20 protein-coding genes and 1 pseudogene are annotated in these 17355 nt (G+C 37.2%); 19 read left to right on the top strand and 2 right to left on the bottom strand.

All coding sequences use genetic code 11. The annotated features are described in order from the left end of the window. Positions 1 to 28: 28 nt before the first annotated feature. The 18 genes and pseudogenes from BMX18_RS02930 (at position 29) to yidD (ending at position 12217) form a co-directional block, all read left to right on the top strand. The gene (locus BMX18_RS02930; protein ID WP_074564296.1) at positions 29 to 532 is read left to right on the top strand and encodes an HDIG domain-containing metalloprotein; all 504 of its coding nucleotides are present in this window, start codon (positions 29 to 31) and stop codon (positions 530 to 532) included. A gap of 31 nt (positions 533 to 563) precedes the next feature. Continuing rightward, positions 564 to 1256 carry a Bax inhibitor-1/YccA family protein gene (locus BMX18_RS02925; protein WP_006532901.1) on the top strand — a complete coding sequence of 231 codons (693 nt, stop codon included), beginning with the start codon at positions 564 to 566 and terminating at the stop codon, positions 1254 to 1256. Positions 1257 to 1378: 122 nt separating this feature from the next. Beyond that, on the top strand, positions 1379 to 2623 hold the full coding sequence (locus BMX18_RS02920) for a diaminopimelate decarboxylase (protein ID WP_074868336.1): 1245 nt from the start codon (positions 1379 to 1381) through the stop codon (positions 2621 to 2623). A gap of 150 nt (positions 2624 to 2773) precedes the next feature. Beyond that, positions 2774 to 2968, top strand: a complete 195-nt coding sequence (locus BMX18_RS09450; RefSeq protein ID WP_257609169.1) for a hypothetical protein — start codon at positions 2774 to 2776, stop codon at positions 2966 to 2968. Next, on the top strand, positions 2965 to 4140 hold the full coding sequence (locus tag BMX18_RS09445; protein WP_257609168.1) for an LXG domain-containing protein: 1176 nt from the start codon (positions 2965 to 2967) through the stop codon (positions 4138 to 4140). The genes BMX18_RS09450 and BMX18_RS09445 overlap by 4 nt, the downstream gene beginning before the upstream one ends. Before the next feature lie 19 nt (positions 4141 to 4159). Beyond that, positions 4160 to 4804 (top strand): DUF443 family protein, encoded by a 645-nt coding sequence (locus tag BMX18_RS02910; protein ID WP_074450745.1) that lies wholly within the window; start codon positions 4160 to 4162, stop codon positions 4802 to 4804. Positions 4805 to 4807: 3 nt separating this feature from the next. Further along, positions 4808 to 5443: a DUF443 domain-containing protein gene (locus BMX18_RS02905; protein WP_074868334.1), complete on the top strand. Its 636-nt coding sequence runs from the start codon at positions 4808 to 4810 to the stop codon at positions 5441 to 5443. Between the two features lie 16 nt (positions 5444 to 5459). After that, positions 5460 to 5757: pseudogene (locus BMX18_RS02900) on the top strand (DUF4176 domain-containing protein). A gap of 113 nt (positions 5758 to 5870) precedes the next feature. After that, a complete protein-coding gene (locus BMX18_RS02895) occupies positions 5871 to 6113 on the top strand; it encodes a YneF family protein (protein ID WP_006532899.1) in 243 nt (80 codons plus the stop codon). A 183-nt stretch (positions 6114 to 6296) separates the two neighbouring features. Beyond that, a complete protein-coding gene (racE, locus tag BMX18_RS02890; RefSeq protein ID WP_014335198.1) occupies positions 6297 to 7106 on the top strand; it encodes a glutamate racemase in 810 nt (269 codons plus the stop codon). A 17-nt stretch (positions 7107 to 7123) separates the two neighbouring features. Next, complete coding sequence (locus tag BMX18_RS02885) at positions 7124 to 8152, top strand: nucleoside-triphosphate diphosphatase (protein ID WP_006532897.1); 1029 nt, start codon at positions 7124 to 7126, stop codon at positions 8150 to 8152. Beyond that, positions 8134 to 8655: a metallophosphoesterase gene (locus BMX18_RS02880; RefSeq protein ID WP_074560802.1), complete on the top strand. Its 522-nt coding sequence runs from the start codon at positions 8134 to 8136 to the stop codon at positions 8653 to 8655. The genes BMX18_RS02885 and BMX18_RS02880 overlap by 19 nt, the downstream gene beginning before the upstream one ends. Then, the gene (gene cbpB, locus BMX18_RS02875; protein WP_006532895.1) at positions 8652 to 9119 is read left to right on the top strand and encodes a cyclic-di-AMP-binding protein CbpB; all 468 of its coding nucleotides are present in this window, start codon (positions 8652 to 8654) and stop codon (positions 9117 to 9119) included. Before BMX18_RS02880 ends, cbpB begins: the two co-directional genes overlap by 4 nt. Next, positions 9112 to 9852, top strand: coding sequence for a site-specific tyrosine recombinase XerD (gene xerD / locus BMX18_RS02870; RefSeq protein ID WP_093815005.1), 741 nt, complete (start codon positions 9112 to 9114; stop codon positions 9850 to 9852). The genes cbpB and xerD overlap by 8 nt, the downstream gene beginning before the upstream one ends. Beyond that, on the top strand, positions 9852 to 10556 hold the full coding sequence (locus tag BMX18_RS02865; protein ID WP_039696395.1) for a segregation/condensation protein A: 705 nt from the start codon (positions 9852 to 9854) through the stop codon (positions 10554 to 10556). The genes xerD and BMX18_RS02865 overlap by 1 nt, the downstream gene beginning before the upstream one ends. Positions 10557 to 10604: 48 nt before the next feature. Further along, complete coding sequence (scpB, locus tag BMX18_RS02860; RefSeq protein ID WP_093815003.1) at positions 10605 to 11201, top strand: SMC-Scp complex subunit ScpB; 597 nt, start codon at positions 10605 to 10607, stop codon at positions 11199 to 11201. 30 nt (positions 11202 to 11231) lie between these two features. Then, positions 11232 to 11957, top strand: a complete 726-nt coding sequence (locus BMX18_RS02855; RefSeq protein WP_003066095.1) for a pseudouridine synthase — start codon at positions 11232 to 11234, stop codon at positions 11955 to 11957. Beyond that, complete coding sequence (yidD, locus tag BMX18_RS02850) at positions 11954 to 12217, top strand: membrane protein insertion efficiency factor YidD (RefSeq protein ID WP_074560799.1); 264 nt, start codon at positions 11954 to 11956, stop codon at positions 12215 to 12217. Before BMX18_RS02855 ends, yidD begins: the two co-directional genes overlap by 4 nt. A 19-nt stretch (positions 12218 to 12236) precedes the next feature. Here yidD and BMX18_RS02845 read toward each other — a convergent pair whose 3' ends face one another. Together BMX18_RS02845 and trkA are read right to left on the bottom strand one after the other, a co-directional pair. Next, positions 12237 to 13676, bottom strand: a complete 1440-nt coding sequence (locus tag BMX18_RS02845; RefSeq protein WP_093815001.1) for a TrkH family potassium uptake protein — start codon at positions 13674 to 13676, stop codon at positions 12237 to 12239. A gap of 3 nt (positions 13677 to 13679) precedes the next feature. Continuing rightward, complete coding sequence (trkA, locus tag BMX18_RS02840) at positions 13680 to 15029, bottom strand: Trk system potassium transporter TrkA (RefSeq protein WP_074560797.1); 1350 nt, start codon at positions 15027 to 15029, stop codon at positions 13680 to 13682. Between the two features lie 203 nt (positions 15030 to 15232). On the opposite strand from trkA, the gene BMX18_RS02835 reads away from it, so the two are divergent. After that, positions 15233 to 17080 (top strand): APC family permease, encoded by a 1848-nt coding sequence (locus tag BMX18_RS02835; protein ID WP_039696399.1) that lies wholly within the window; start codon positions 15233 to 15235, stop codon positions 17078 to 17080. Positions 17081 to 17355: the final 275 nt, after the last annotated feature.

Raw genomic sequence — 17355 nt, 5'->3', positions numbered from 1 at the left:
ATAATTAGGGTGAAAGAAGGTGATTCTAATGGGTGCATATAAAAAAGATAAAGAGTTCATGGAACTCGTTGGTCATCTCATCAAACACCCCCGTTTTCAGAAGCTAGATAAAATTCCGCAGCATCATTATTCAACCCGTATGGAACATTCAATTAATGTGGCTTATACGAGTTATAAGATTGCTAAAAAACTAGGTTGGGATGAAAAAGCCACTGCGCGTGGAGGTCTTTTGCATGATTTCTTTTATTATGATTGGCGAGAAACCAAGTTTAATAAGGGGCATGCGTGGGTACATCCAAGAATTGCCGTTCGAAACGCTAGAAAATTAACGACTTTAAATAAGCGTGAAGAAGATATCATTTTAAAACACATGTGGGGGGCAACGATTGCTCCGCCGCGTTATAAAGAAGGTTACATTGTGACGATGGTCGATAAGTATTGGGCTGTCAAAGAAGCCATTACACCATTTCGCAATCGTTTTGGTAAGAAAAGACGCTACAGCCGTAAGATTTTACCAAGTAACCATCGTTAATGGATAGAATTTATCAGGAAGGGAGATTCTTTTGAATCAGAACGATATTATTTACACACAGACCGATAGTGGTTTGAATCGCTTTTTTGCTAAAATTTATGGATTAGTTGGTATGGGAATCGGCTTGTCAGCCTTTGTCTCATTCTTGATGCTTTATGTCTTTACTGACAATATGATTAACATCATGACTAATCACCCATTTATTTATTATGGTGCAGTTTTCTTAGAGTTGGCTTTGGTTTTCTTAGCTAGTGGTGCTGCTCGTAAAAATACACCATCTGCTTTGCCTTTGTTTTTATTTTATTCAGCTCTGAATGGCTTTACCTTAAGTTTCATCATTGTTGCTTACACACAAACAACGGTTTTACAAGCCTTTGTCTCATCTGCCTTAGTCTTTGGTGTGATGTCAGTCCTTGGTTTTGTCATTAAAAAAGATTTGTCTGGCTTTGCAAAAGCAGCCTTGGCAGCTTTGATTGGTATTATCATTGCAAGCTTTGTCAATATTTTTATTGGCTCAGGGATGATGAGCTTTGTTATCAGTATTATTTCAGTATTGATTTTCTCAGGGCTTATCGCTTATGACAATCAAATGATTAAGCGTGTTTATGAAGCGACAGGTGGTCAAGTTGGTGATGGCTGGGCTATTTCAATGGCACTTAGTCTTTACCTTGACTTTATCAACTTATTCTTGAATTTGCTTCGCTTGTTCGGAAGCGATGATTAATGAATTAACTAGTGCAACTTTGTTTGCACTAGTTTTTTTTGTTTTTCAGACCAAGGTCATTGGTCATTTCTTGTCTTTATGTTATAATAGTCCTAATATTTTGAAAATTCGAGGAATTAATTATGAAAACACCATTTATTTCAGCCAAAGAGCTTCAAAACATTACGAATGAATTTCCAACGCCATTTCACCTTTACGATGAAAAAGGGATTCGTGAAAAGGCTCGCGCTTTGAACAAGGCCTTTGCTTGGAATAAAGGGTTTAAGGAATATTTTGCCGTAAAAGCTACCCCAACACCAGCTATCTTGAAGATTCTACAAGAGGAAAATTGCGGGGTGGATTGTGCGACAGAAGTGGAACTTTTGATGAGCCACAAGCTAGGTTTTACTGATATCATGTTCTCATCAAATGATACGCCAGCGCGTGAATTCAAGTACGCTAGAGAAATCGGTGCAACTATCAACCTTGATGCTTACGAACATATCGCCTTTTTAAAAGAGGTGGCAGGCTTACCCGATACTGTATCACTTCGATACAATCCAGGTGGTGTTTTTTCGCTTGGAACAGATATTATGGACAATCCTGAAGAATCAAAATTTGGGATGACCAAAGACCAGCTGATTCAAGGTTTTAAAGATTTGAAAGCAGAAGGCGTCAAAAACTTTGGTATTCATTCATTCCTTGCTTCAAACACAGTGACCAATGATTACTACCCAGAGTTAGCCCGCCAGTTATTTGAATTAGCTGTTGAGGTGAAGGAAAAAACTGGCGTCGTGATTAACTTTATCAATTTATCTGGTGGTGTTGGAGTCAACTACCGTCCAGAACAAAAAGCTAATGATATTGCAATCATTGGTGAGGGGGTCCACCGTGTCTTTGATGAGGTGTTGGTTCCTGCTGGACTTGGTGATGTGAAAATCTTTACTGAACTTGGTCGTTTCATGTTAGCGCCGCATGGTTTGCTTGTAACCAAGGTTCGTCACCGTAAACAAACTTACCGAACTTATATTGGCGTTGATGCATCAGCGGTTAATTTGATGCGCCCAGCCATGTATGACGCCTATCATCACATTACTAATATGACTAATCCTAATGGCAAACTAGAAGTGGTAGATGTTGTTGGATCACTTTGTGAGAACAATGATAAATTTGCTAAACAGCGTGAATTACCTGAAGCGCGTGTTGGAGATACGCTTGTCATTCATGATACTGGTGCGCATGGTTTTTCAATGGGCTATCAATATAATGGACGTTTGCGTTCAGCTGAGGTTCTTTATCAAGAAGATGGCAGTGCACGTTTAATCCGCCGTGCCGAAACACCAGAAGATTATTTTGCAACCATTAAAGGATTTGATTTTGATAACTAAATAACATCATAAAGCACTCGCTTGTGCAATCAAAAAATAGATTGACATAAAGCGGGTGTTTTTTAGTTAAAGTTTTATATCTGAGAATATCTGAAAGTCTGTTTATTTTATGCTATAATACTTAGAAAAACGATTACTTGGGAGAGATTTATGAAGATTAAGATGAGCGAGGTCATAGAGCAGCGTGATAGCCTCAAAAGCTCTATCAGCCAAACAAAGAGTCAACTATCAAGTGCCAAGAAAAAACTAAAAAGCGCAGCCAATTCAGAGGCGCTAAAAGGTGATGTTAAAGATGCGATTGATAATAAAATTAATAATTACCAAGTGCCTTTGTTAACTATGTGAACAGTTTGGATGTCATCTCACAAGGTTATGATAACCTTATCAGCACTTTTAAGAGTATTGTGAGTGAAAATAGCGACTCTGCCATTATTGATACGGATGTCTTACAACAAATGGTAGACAAGTTCGACTCGCCGCTAGAGCAATTAAAGACAGGCTCCGACGCGATTAACAAGGCAATTGATGAAGTCGCAGACATTGTCACGCTGACTAAAGTGACAACAGACGATGCCGTCTCAGAATTCAAAGGTGCTAAAAAAGTCCTAACCAACACCATCAAGGACATGGGGATTTTTAATAATACTGTCTTTACAAGCGAAGTAGGCGATGTTTTAGACGAACAGAACACGCAAATCAGTAGTTTGTCAGACCTAGGCAGTAGCTCATATACAAGCAAAAAAGCTAAAGATTTTTACAAGAAGACAGACTTCAAAACGGAAGTTAAAGAAGTTAAATCAGTCGTTAACGGCAAAGCTAGGAAAGACCATCTCAAAAACGAACTCGCTAAAAATTTGTATGATTCCAAGTATAGTGGGTATATGATGGAAAATGTTGTGATGAAAAATATATCTTACAGTGATTCAATTGATTTGACTAACTTTGTTAATAATAACAGAGATAGCATAGTTAATGATTTAAGTAACGATATTTTTTCAACTTCTGTAGAGCAACTTGGATTGGGATACCAAAGAATTGGTGGAATTGTTACGGTGTCTGAAGGTATCAAAGGTCCTGCTAAAAATAACTCGTTTGTGTTAGTGAATTTGAATGGTGCTGGAGTTTCAATGGTTTCCCATGGTAAGAAAATTGCGAGTACAGGGAACTATATAGGTAAAGCTTTTATGGGGGCAGGATTTGTTTTAGGAATGTACGATGACATTAAAAATGATGGTAGCTCGGTTGGACAAGCTATCTCTCACAATGCTATTTCAACGGGGATTGGTTGGGGGGCTGGTTCGGTAACTACTGCGGCGCTTACAACATTTTTAGTTTCAAATCCAGTTGGTTGGGCAGCCGTTGGGGTTGCAGCTGCTGGAATTGCGGTTGGAACTATTGCTAGTGTAGGTTTTGAGTATCTTTATGAAAATGATAAAAATGTAAAAAATAAAGTTGATCAATTTGGAAATACAATTGATAATGTTGGAAATTGTTTTCAAGGTTCTCTTGCTGATTAAAATAATATAGGAGTATATTGTGAGAATAAAGTTTAGTCAAGTAAACTTTCGTTATTTAGTTTTTAATTATAAAGATAAGTTCTTTTTATTCGATAGATATCCTGTTAATTTACTTTGCTTTATTTTTTTGCCCATGAGTTGGATTTTTACACAGAATTGTTACGAAATTTCTAAAGAAACTTATCAGAATTTGAGGACACTAAATCAAGAAAATAAGAGCGAAACTATCAGCATAACTTTTATTACCTCTTTAATTATTTTTCTTAGTTCAATTTTTAAAAAAATTATCTATCTATTGGAGGTAGATTTTGGGTTTAGTATTAATTTATTAATATTATTATTTATTGTCCTTGCAGATATTTTGTTGATTAATTTATGGAGCAAAAGGGAATTTAACAAAGTGAGTGAAAATTACCCACAGATTTTTATGGAAAAACAAAAAGTAAAGATTAGACTTGATGGATACAAGAAAATTACAAAATTAATGTTTTTATACTTAATGATTTATTTTATAGCTGCCGTTTCAGTTTGGATTGAATTGAAATATGGAAATTATTTCTTTATGATAGGATCAGGAATTATAATATTTATTGTTTTACTTTTAGCATTTGGATCATTTAACGAAGGAGCTGAATACAAAGTTCGATTGTTGAAGGAAATTTAGTTAATGGAGTTTAGAATAACACAAGTTTCAGGAAGCTACCATGTTATCAGAATGAATGGAAAAAAATATATTTTAGATAATGTGAGTATGAGTTCAAAATTATATTTTTGGGGACATAAAGCACAGAATGTTGAAGCAATTTTATTTGAAAGTGATGATAAAGACAATTTGTTTAATCTTAAAAAATCACAATTGGGAACAACGGCGGTTGTTTTGATGGTACAGCCATTTTTAAAAATATTGTATAACTTTTTAGAAAATAATTTGAAGGCAACTGGAATTGTAGATAATCTCTTTCAAAAAGTATTGTTGTTCATTTTATCATTAACTATTGGATATTTCATTTACCTAGGTGTTTTTAAGTATGAGGACAAAAGAGTGAAAAAGAAATTAGTAAACAGGAAATGCATGAAATTGGTGCTAAAAACAGATAATCAACGTGTTTATGGCTTAGGCCCGATATTTGTAATGTTTACGCTCTTTTGCTTGGGATTTTATCTTTTTTATGATGAAATAACACTTTTAATTCTAAGTGGTTTGTTTTCATTTGCTATATTTACTTTTTCGTATCGAATTTTGCCAATTGGGGTAAATTACAATTTAAATCATCTTGATTTTGAAAAAATCGAAGAAATTTAATAAATGGGGGAGTTTTATGTTAAATATATTACCAATTGGGAGTATTGTGTATTTAAAAGATGGTAGTCAGAAATTGATGATTTTAAATCGTGGTGTAACAATTAAGCAAAATGGAGAAGATGTTCTATTTGATTATTCATCAGCGATTTATCCAATGGGATTAAATCCTGAACAAATTTTTTATTTTAATCAGGAAGATATCGACCAAGTTTGTTTTTAACGGCTACAGTGACGATGAAGAAATGAGATTTGCTGAGCTGTATAAAAAGTGGTTGTCTGAGAATAATTTTAAAAAAGGAAATACAAATAATTGAAATGGTCTCCCAATTTTATTGTTTTTATGCTTAAGAAAAAGCTTTCAAGAATTTGTAAACTCTTTCCATTTTTGCTATAATGAATTATGTAAAAAACTTAGGAGAAAATATTCATGACAACATTTCTTTGGATTTTGTTAGTTTTGGTTGCTTTGTTTGGTGGCCTTGTTGGTGGCGTTTTTATCGCTCGTAAACAGTTTGAAAAGGAAATCGGTGAACACCCACGCTTGACGCCTGATGCGATCCGTGAAATGATGAGCCAAATGGGTCAAAAACCTAGTGAAGCAAAAATTCAACAAACGTACCGTAACATTATCAAACAATCAAAAGCAGCTGCAGCAAAAGCTAAAAAATAATCTTTACGCTTTGGTTTGAAAAATGCTAAAGGCGGATGACTTATTGTTTGATAGTTTTTGACCTTACATACAAGTCAGTCTTTAACAAACGTTTTCGAGCACAGAGCTCAGAAATGAATGACTCAGTTGGCTCACCAACTGGGTTTTTTCTAAGTCTAATTCCCTTATTAGAAAGAAGATTCTATGGATAATAGACCAATTGGTTTTTTAGATTCTGGAGTTGGTGGTTTAACAGTTGTGCGTGAATTGATGCGCCAACTGCCACATGAAGAAATTGTATATATTGGAGACTCAGCAAGAGCTCCTTACGGTCCTAGACCTGCTGAGCAAATTAGAGAATACACTTGGGAATTGGTTAATTTCTTGTTAACTAAAAATGTTAAGATGATTGTCTTTGCTTGTAATACAGCGACAGCAGTTGCTTGGAAAGAAGTTAAAGAGAAACTTGATATTCCTGTTCTTGGTGTTATTTTACCAGGTTCTAGTGCCGCGATTAAATCGACGCGTAACGGTAAAATTGGGATTATCGGAACTCCGATGACCATTAATTCAGAAGTTTACCCTGAAAAGATAAAATCATTATCACCCAAAATGGAAGTTAGCGGTCTAGCTTGTCCCAAGTTTGTTCCAATCGTTGAGTCAAATGAAATGGGTTCAAGTGTTGCTAAAAAAGTCGTTTACGAAAGTTTAGCGCCGCTTGTTGGCAAAGTTGACACATTGGTTCTTGGATGTACGCATTACCCACTACTTCGTCCAATCATTCAAAATGTGATGGGACCGAACGTTAAACTAATCGATAGTGGTGCTGAATGTATTCGAGATGTGTCGGTGTTATTAAATTACTTTGAAATTAATCATAGTCGCACTGAAAATGCTGTTGATCACCATTTCTACACAACGGCAAGTAGCCAGCGCTTTAAAGAAATTGCTGTGAACTGGCTAGGAACTGACATTGATGTGCAACATGTTGATTTGGAAAAGTTGAACAAATAGAAATGAGATGGTAATAAATGGCTGATAAAATTTATGAGTATAAAGATAAAGAAAATTGGTTCCTTGGCGAGTGGGGTGGCTTCAATGCCATTTCAGGTCTTGGAAATGTCTGCGGTGACGATCTTTATGAATTGAGCCAACAAGTCGCAAAACTTGTTGCAAGCAAATGCTGTGGCAAATGTCACGGACACGGTGAAGGTGGCTGCCATAAAGATGAATTCAACGGCTACAATGTCACTGTTGTGAAAAAATCATCTGATTTTCAATTGATTCGCTTTGTTGTTGGCATGATTAACGAAGAAACTAATCGTCATTTAGAAGTGCAACAACGTGCGGGTGCGGTTGTGGTTACTGAAGATGACCAATTGTTATTTGTGCATCTGCCTGAAGATGGTGTTGCTGCGTCAGCCTTTTTTGGAAAATCATCTGAAAATGCTTTTGGTGATACAATCTTGATTGCCACACGCAATGAAGGTAAAACCAAAGAATTTCGTAAAATGTTTGATCAACTTGGCATCAAAGTTGAAAACCTAAACAACCACCCAGAATTGCCTGAAGTGGAAGAAACAGGAATGACTTTTGAAGAAAATGCACGCTTGAAAGCCGAAACAATTTCAAAATTAACTGGAAAAATGGTTCTGGCTGATGATTCTGGCTTGAAAGTTGATGTCCTTGGCGGTCTTCCTGGTGTGTGGTCAGCTCGTTTCTCTGGCCCAGACGCTACAGACGAATCAAATAACGCTAAATTGCTTCATGAATTGGCAATGGTATTTGATATGAAAGACCGTTCAGCGCAATTTCACACAACACTTGTGGTTGCTGCACCAGATAAAGAAAGTTTGGTTGTTGAAGCAGATTGGCCTGGCTACATTGCTATGGAAGCCAAAGGCGACAACGGCTTTGGTTATGACCCACTATTTTTAGTTGGTGAAACTGGACGTCATGCTGCTGAATTGACAGCAGATGAAAAAAATGAAATCTCACATCGCGGGTTGGCTGTTAAGAAATTAATGGAGGCATTCCCAGTATGGAAAGCAGAACAATAATTGTAATGAGTGATTCTCACGGTGATCGTGAGATTATTAGCAATATTAAACAACGTTATCAAGGAGAAGTTGATGCCATTTTCCATAATGGTGATTCTGAACTACCAAGTTCAGATCCTATTTGGGATGGTATTAAAGTGGTTCGTGGTAATTGTGATTACGACAATGGCTATCCTGAAAGATTAACGACTTATCTTGATGATATTGTCATAGCACAGACTCACGGACACCTTTATAACATTAATTTTACATGGGATAGATTGGATTTATTTGCTCAAGAAGAAGATGCAGATATCTGCCTTTACGGTCACTTGCACCGAGCAGCAGCTTGGCGTAATGGAAAAACTGTCTTTATCAATCCAGGTAGTGTTCTTCAACCTCGTGGTGATGTCAAAGAAAAGCTTTATGCGAAAGTGACTATCACTAAAGACAAGATTAAGGTTGATTTTTACACACGTGACCACAAACTCTATCCGGTACTTTCAAAGGAATTTGACAGATGATAGCAAAAGAATTTGAAGAATTTCTTCTTAGCCATTTGGATCATTACTTGATTCCGGCAGAAGATTTAGCGATTTTTATTGATACGCATAATTCAGACCACGCCATGTTGCTTTTAGCTAATAATGGTTATTCACGTGTTCCTGTCATCACAAAAGATAAAGAATACGTTGGAACTATCAGCATTGCTGACATTATGTCTTATCAAGCTAAAAATCAATTGACTGATTGGGAATTGGCTCAGACTGATATTGGTAAGATGGTTAATACCAAATTACAAACCATTAGTGATACTTCAAGCTTAACAGATATCATGCACTTATTGGTAGATTATCCTTTCTTGCCAGTCTTAGATAAAAATAACCACTTCCTAGGCATTATTACGCGTAAATCGATTCTAAAGGCTGTTAATAGTCTCTTACACGATTTCACTGATTATTATACGATTACCCCGAAAGATGATTGATTTTATCCAAGAATTTATTGACAGTAAGTCTCTCTCAGAGAATTCTAAAAATGCTTATTTTTATGATTTGCAGCAATTTGTTGAGGCTGTTGATGGCAAGGTCAGCAAAGAAAAGCTGGCGCTTTATGAGCATTCATTGGCACCTTTAAAAACCTCAGCCAAAAAGCGTAAGATTTCAGCGGTAAATCAGTTTTTGTATTTTTTGTATGATACTGAGCGCTTAGATCGTTTTTATAAGTTAAGCAATAAAGAAAAATTGGCTACTAAACCGGTTAGTAAGGAGTTGCTGGATTATTCGGCTTTTTATCAAGAAAGTCCTTACCAGGCTGGTCAGTTAATTGCGCTTTTGATGATTGAACTGGGCTTGTCGTCTAGTGACCTTCAAGGCTTAAAAGTTGCTGATTTGGACAAGACTTTTGCTGTTTTGCGCGTGCAGAAAGCTGGCTTGGTCAGAGTGCTAGAAGTTCCTGCAAAATTGCTTGATTACATAACTGCCAATTTGTCTGAAGAACAGATTTATCTTTTTGATAATCAAGGTAAATCTTATTCAAGACAATGGTTCTTTAATCAATTAAAGGCATTTTTGGCTTCTTTGGGTTTAGAAGACTTATCAGCGCAGGATATGCGCCGTCAATATGTTTTACATCAAAAAGCAGCAGGAAAATCTTTATTAGAAGTTAGTCGCAATTTAGGGCTTAAGAGTCCAGTGACTTTAGAGAAATTTTATAACTAATGGATATTAAATTAAAAGATTTTGAAGGGCCTCTGGATTTGCTTTTGCACTTGGTCTCTAAATATCAGATGGATATTTACGATGTTCCAATCGTGGAAGTTATCGAGCAGTATTTGGCTTATATCTCAACCTTACAAGCCATGAAATTAGAAGTGGCTGGTGAATATATGGTTATGGCCAGTCAGCTGATGCTGATTAAAAGCCGTAAGCTACTTCCAAAAATTGTTGAAGCAGAGCCAGAAGAAGATGACCCTGAACAAGAATTGTTGACACAAATCGAAGAATATCGTCGCTTCAAGGCGATTAGTGAGGAAATGTCAGCCCAGCACGATGAACGTGCTAAATTTTACTCAAAACCAAAACAAGAATTAATTTTTGAAGATGCGGTTCTGGCTCACGACAAGACGATTATGGATCTTTTCTTGTCATTTTCACATGTTATGGCTGAAAAGCAAAGAGAATTGAAAAACAGTCATACGGTTGTTGAGCGTGATGATTATCGCATTGAGGACATGATGACAGTTATTTCAGAACGTCTCAGTCAGTCTAAAAAACTTGTTTTGAACAAGGTTTTCAAAGAATGTCAATCTATTCCAGAAATGATTACCCTATTTTTAGCGACTTTAGAATTGATTAAAGTCCATGAGGTGGAAGTAGAACAAGAGGAAAACTTTGGAGATATTGTTTTACGAAGTGTTAGTTGAGTGAAAAAACGATAACCCTTGGTAAACAAACTTAAGAAAGGAAGTTATATGAACTATTTAGCTCAGATTGAAGCCCTTCTTTTTGTAGCAGGTGAAGAAGGCTTGAGCTTACGTCATTTGGCTAGTATGGTTAATTTAACACCAACGGCGCTCCAACAACAGCTGGAAAAATTAGCACAGAAATACGAAACTGACGAGTCATCAAGTCTTTGTTTGATTGAGACAGCAGGTTGTTATAAAATCGTGACTAAAGAGATTTTTGCTGATTTACTTCGTGATTTTGCAAAAGCGCCAGTCAATCAAAGCTTATCACGTGCAAGTTTGGAAGTTTTATCCATTATTGCTTACAAACAGCCGATAACACGTATTGAAGTTGATGATATTCGTGGTGTGAATTCTAGCAGTGCCATCAGCAAATTAATGGCTTTAGGTTTAATTTGCGAAGCTGGTAAAAAAGAAGTGATTGGGCGACCAAATCTTTATGCGACAACGGATTATTTCCTAGATTTTATGGGAATTAATGACCTAAGTGAGCTGATCGACGTGTCAAATATCGAAGTGGTTGATGAAGAAATGACCCTTTTTGAAGAGCCAGAATTAGCCCAAGAAGAAACAGAACTCGCTAAAACTGACGAAATGATGTAAAATAGCTAAAAAGCAGTTAAAGGAAAGAATATGAGAATTAATAAATACATTGCCCACGCGGGAATTGCCAGCCGTCGTAAAGCTGAAGACTTGATTAAAAGAGGTTTGGTAACCATCAACGGTAAAGTTGTCACAGAACTAGCTACAACGGTTAAAGCTGGTGATGTTGTTGAAGTTGAAGGGACACCAATCTATAACGAAGAAAAAGTTTACTACCTTCTTAATAAACCTCGTGGTGTGATTTCAAGTGTATCAGATGACAAAGGCCGTAAAACGGTTGTTGACTTGCTACCAAATGTTACAGAACGTATCTACCCTGTTGGACGTTTGGACTGGGATACTACTGGACTTTTGATTTTGACAAATGATGGTGATTTCACAGATGAAATGATTCACCCGCGTAATGAAATTGATAAAGTCTACTTGGCGCGTGTTAAAGGGCTTGCGACAAAAGAAAATCTTCGTCCATTGACACGTGGTGTTGTTATCGATGGCAAAAAGACAAAACCAGCTCGTTACAACATTATCAAAGTGGATCCTGAGAAAAATCGTTCAGTGGTTGAATTGACTATCCATGAAGGACGCAACCACCAAGTTAAGAAAATGTTCGAATCAGTTGGACTTTTGGTGGATAAATTGTCTCGTACGAACTTTGGTACTTTGGATTTATCAGGACTTCGCCCAGGTGAATCACGTCGTTTGAGCAAAAAAGAAATTAGCCAATTGCATAATTTGGCTGTTAACAAACAAAAATGATAAAAAAACTACTTATTGCGCTTGTTAAATGGTATCAAAAACGAATTTCCCCCATGACCCCTCCATCATGTCGCTATCGACCAAGCTGTTCGAATTACATGATTGAAGCGATTGAAAAGCATGGGCTAAAGGGGGTCATTATGGGAATGGCAAGGATTTTGCGTTGCCATCCCTTTGTAGAAGGTGGGGACGATCCAGTGCCAGACTATTTTACTTTGAAGCGCAATAAAGATTATCGCAAAAAGAAAGAGGAAAGCTGAGCTTTCCTCTTTTTGTGTATTAATATTTAGACCATGTTTTTGGAATGAAGAGAAGCAGCATTGGGTAAATTTCCAAGCGTCCTGCAATCATGGCAAATGACATGAGTAATTTTGAAAATGGACTAAAGATGGCAAAAGTTTGGCTTGTGCCAAGCATTGGTCCGATGTTGTTAAAGGTTGATGTTGCTGCGCTGACAACAACCATAAAGTTATTATTATCAAGCGATAACATCAAGGTCAATCCTAGAAGTAAGAAAACGTAAAGCGTCAAATACTTAAGAACACCGTGCTGAATTTCCTTATCAAGGGGTTGTTCGTTGATGTGAATAGTCATGATACGGTTTGGATAAAGAGTTGAGAGCACTTGATTTCTTGCGATTTTCGTTAGAATTAGTGCACGCATGACCTTAATACCACCTGCAGTTGATCCAGCAGATCCTCCGACAAACATGAGAAAGAGCAGAATAACCTGAGCAAATAAAGGCCAAACGGTCAAATCAGTTACTCCAAATCCTGTTGTTGTCATAACGTTAGCCACTTCAAATAATGAATTTTCCAAAGCTTTACCAGCGCTTGGGTAAAGGCCGCTGACATTCAACCAGATTAGAGCTGTTGCAATCACAACAATCCCAATATAAGTTCTTAGTTCTTCGTCTTTAAAGAATGCTTTAAACTTACGAAGTAATAAGAAGTAGTACAAGTTAAAGTTAATACCAAAAAGAAGTACGGCGATTGAGACAATATTTGTGATTAGTGAACTGTTGTAATGGGCAATTGAATCATTGTAAACCCCAAATCCACCAGTACCAGCACACCCCATTGCAGTGATAACACTGTCAAAGGCAGGCATGCCAGCTACCATCAAAATAACCATCAAAATGGCAAACATGCTGAGGTAAATGACATAAAGAATTTGCGCTGTTTCTTTCAGTTTAGAAACCACTTTACCAAAAACAGGTCCAGGCACTTCAGCACGCATGACTTCCAAGTGACTATTTTTACTATTTTCCATAATGGCTAGCGCAAACACCAGCACTCCCATACCACCGATAAGGTGGGCGAAACTTCGCCAGAAGAGGAGAGAGTGTGATAGCACCGCAACATCAGGTAAGATAGTGGCACCAGTCGTGGTAAATCCAGAAACCATTTCAAAGAAAGCGTCAATGATGCTTGGAATTTGTCCTGAAAGTACAAATGGCAGTGCTCCAAAGAATGACCAGAGTATCCAACATAGAGCAACGATTAAGAGTCCCTCTTTGGTGTAGACATGGTAATTCTTTGGCTTGAAAGCAACTCCAAGAAGTCCAATGATGACAAGCATTCCAATTGTGATGACCAGACTGTTAATCACGCGCATGTCTTCATGATAAATGAAAGCCACAATCACAGGCACCAACATCAAAGAAGCTTCGATTAAGAGTAATTTTGAAAGGAGGTAACGAACCATACTTTTATTCATAGCTTACCTCGCTAACAAATCGTAGATGCGCGTGATGTTTTTCAAGAAGGTTACAACGACAATCTTATCACCAACTTCAAAGACATCCTCACCAGTTGGGTAAATGGTTTTGCCTTTGCGGATAATCGCAGCGATAAGAATATTTTCCTTGAATTTTAGTGATGACAGACTCTTACCTGCCATTTTATTGTTTTCACGAATTTCAAATTGCAAGGTTTCGATACGACCGTTAGCAACATGGTGCATGGCATCAAGGTTTGAGTCTTGGGCGTTTACACGACCACGAATGAAGTGCATCATGCTATCAACCGCAATACTTTTTGGTGTGACAATACTTGAAAATTGGCTAGTATCGATAATCTCAAGCAAGCTAGTACGGTTAACTTTGGTGATGTTTTTTCGCACACCAAGTGTTTCAAGGAACATAGAAGTGATGATGTTTTCTTCATCCACCCCTGTTAGTGTTGCGACTGCATCAAAGTTTTCCACACATTCTTCCAAAAGCACACTCTTAGCCGTACCATCGCCTTGGACGACATGGACATTTGGAAATTCTTGGCTGAACATTTGAGCTTGCTCAGGATTATTTTCAATGACCTTAAGATTCATCTTAGTGTTCTTAAGAATGTTGAGCAAGTAGTAAGCAATTCGTCCAGCACCAATAATCATCATATTTTTGATGGATTTGGTTTTTACAGAATTGTGGAAAAGAATCATGTCAATACGATTTCCTGTAACGAAAATCTTATCAGCTGTTTGTAGCGTTGCATCACCGTCAGGTATGATTAATTTTCCACGACGCTCGATAGCACAGATCACTAAATTACCGAATTTTTTACGGAATTGACTTAGACTCATGTGGCAAAGCTTGCTGCCATCAGAAATCACAAATTCCATCAGCATGACACGACCATTGACAAAGTGCTCGACAGAAAGGGCATTTGGAAAGTCAACAGTGTTAGCGATATAGCGTGCTGTTAACAGCTCTGGGTTGACCACCAAAGAAAAGCCAAGGAAATTCTTATCTTTGAAATAAGCATTTGAGTATTCTGGGTTACGAACACGGACAACCGTTTCTTTAGCCCCCATTTGTTTGGCAAGAACGGCTGAAATCATATTAACTTCGTCTTTATCAGTCAGAGCAATGAAGATATCGCAGTTAGCAACATCAGCCTGCTCAAGAATTTTAAAGTTAGCCCCATTACCAACGATTCCCATAATATCGTGACGTTTGGTAATGTTTTTTAAAACGGCTTCTTTTTCTTCAATTAAGACGACATTGTGTTTTTCTTCAACAAGTGAGCGACAAAGTGCGGTACCGACCTTACCTCCGCCGACAACAATTATTTTCATTTTAACCTCCGAAATGTATCGTATCTATATTACTCTATTTTTCTTAAAAATACTAGCCATTCCAACTGTTGACAAGGGATTAAGCTTGATTTATCAAAGCTAACAATGATTGTTAAAATTAGGTTACAAATCATCAAAACGCTTGCGAAATGTCAGTGAGAGAACTATAATGAGTCGTTATCTAATTTTAGGGAGAAATTTCAATGCTTGAAAAGTTACGAAATGTTTTTATTGGTAATCCCCTGGAATCAGCTGGCGAGACTGACGAGGATCATCTGCTATCCAAATCACAAGCCTTGGCGATGCTGTCCAGCGATGCCCTTTCATCAATTGCTTATGGTCCAGAACAAGTTATCTTAGTTTTGACAACTATTTCTGCGGCGGCAATTTGGTGGTCTTTACCAATTGGACTTTTGGTTTTGGTATTGTTAGCAAGCCTAACGATTTCTTATCAACAAGTTATCCATGCTTACCCTAAAGGCGGCGGTGCCTACATGGTATCTACGGAAAATTTATCACCAAGTATGGGATTAATTGCAGGTGGTAGCTTGTTGGTTGACTATATGTTAACAGTAGCCGTTTCGGTTTCATCTGGTGCCGATGCTATTACATCAGCTTTTCCAGCCATTAAGGAATTTAATTTAGAAATTTCGATTGTTCTGGTTTTGGCCTTGATGTTTATGAATTTGCGTGGTTTGCGCGAATCGGCAAAATCTTTGATGATTCCAGTTTATTTGTTCATTGTAAGTATTTTATTCTTGATTGCTTATGGTGCCTTTCAAATTCTGACGGGGCACTTGGCTTATACGGCAACAGCTCACATTGGTAAAGTGGTTCCAGGAGTGTCTATCATTCTTTTGCTGAGAGCCTTTACCAGCGGTTCAGCTTCGCTTACTGGTGTTGAAGCTATTTCAAATGCGGTGCCATTTTTCAAGAAACCAAAAGAAAAAAATGCAGCTGGTACCCTTGCTATCATGTCACTAATTCTTGGTATTATGTTTGCAGGGATTACATTCCTAAACTACTGGTTAGGAATTACGCCATCAGCTCATGTAACGATTTTGGCTCAAATTGCGCAACGTATCTTTGGTGATTCAACAATCGGAAATGCTTTGTTCTACATTTTCCAATTATCAACAGCCTTAATCTTGGCAGTTGCTGCAAATACTGGCTTTTCTGCCTTTCCAATGTTATCTTTCAACATGGCTAAGAACAAATACATGCCTCACCTCTTTATGGAAAAAGGGGCACGTCTTGGCTATTCAAATGGTATCATCACCCTGGCAGTTGGAGCGATTGCTCTTCTTTGTATCTTTAACGGTTCAACTGAGCGTCTTATTCCGCTTTATACCATTGGGGTATTTATTCCATTTGCCCTTTCACAAACAGGGATGGTCATTCACTGGAAACGCAAATTTGGCCAAGGCTATTTGAAACATTCTGTGGCTAATATCTTAGGAGCTATTATTTGTTACCTCATCATTTTGATTTTATTGATTTTTAGAATTGGTGAAATCTGGCCATTCTTCCCAATCATCTTTGTCTTGATGTTCTTGTTCCATTCTATTAAGAATCACTACAAGAATGTTGCCATGCAACTTCGTTTGACAGATGATGTTAAGAATATCCATTATGATGGTAATACGGTTTTGATTTTGGTCGGCAATATGACACAAGCAAGTATTCGTGCTATCAACTATGCTAAAAGTATTGGACAAACGGTTGTTGCCATGCACGTATCAACTTTGGAAACACGTGAAAAAGACTTAGAAGTTGAAGAAGAATTCAAACACTATTTCCCAGATGTTACCTTTGTCAATATTGAATCAAACTACCGTGATATTGTGAAACCAACCATGATGTTTGTTCAAAAAATGAATCATGAAGCTAAGAAAAATAATCACACCATGACAGTTATTATTCCAAAATTCATTCCAAAACACAGTTGGCAAAATATGCTTCACAACCAAATGAGTCTACGTATCCGTGCGCGTTTGCGTTGGTATGAAGACATCATCATTGCAACTTATTCATATCATTTGAAGAAATAATAAATCTTTAAGAAGCCTTTCATATCAAGGCTTCTTTTAATTTTTTAAAAGAAAAGGCTTACATCGAAAAAACATTGAAAAAAGCTGTAAAAACGTGACATTTTCGCGTCAAATACGTTGACTTTGCATGTTAAAGTGTTATAATAATTTACAAGAATTCGTTAGTTTAAATCAAACCTGTTATGATTTAAGTTAATGAATCGCCGCCAACCACGCTGTTTGCTGAGCTTGACTCCGGGCAGTGTGGTTTATTTTTATGTCAAAAAACGGAGAGG

The organism is Streptococcus sp. 45, assembly GCF_900108865.1.
GTDB lineage: Bacteria > Bacillota > Bacilli > Lactobacillales > Streptococcaceae > Streptococcus > Streptococcus ruminicola.
Note: the sequence above shows the minus strand (reverse complement) of the source record. Positions and strands in the feature narration are given on the sequence as shown.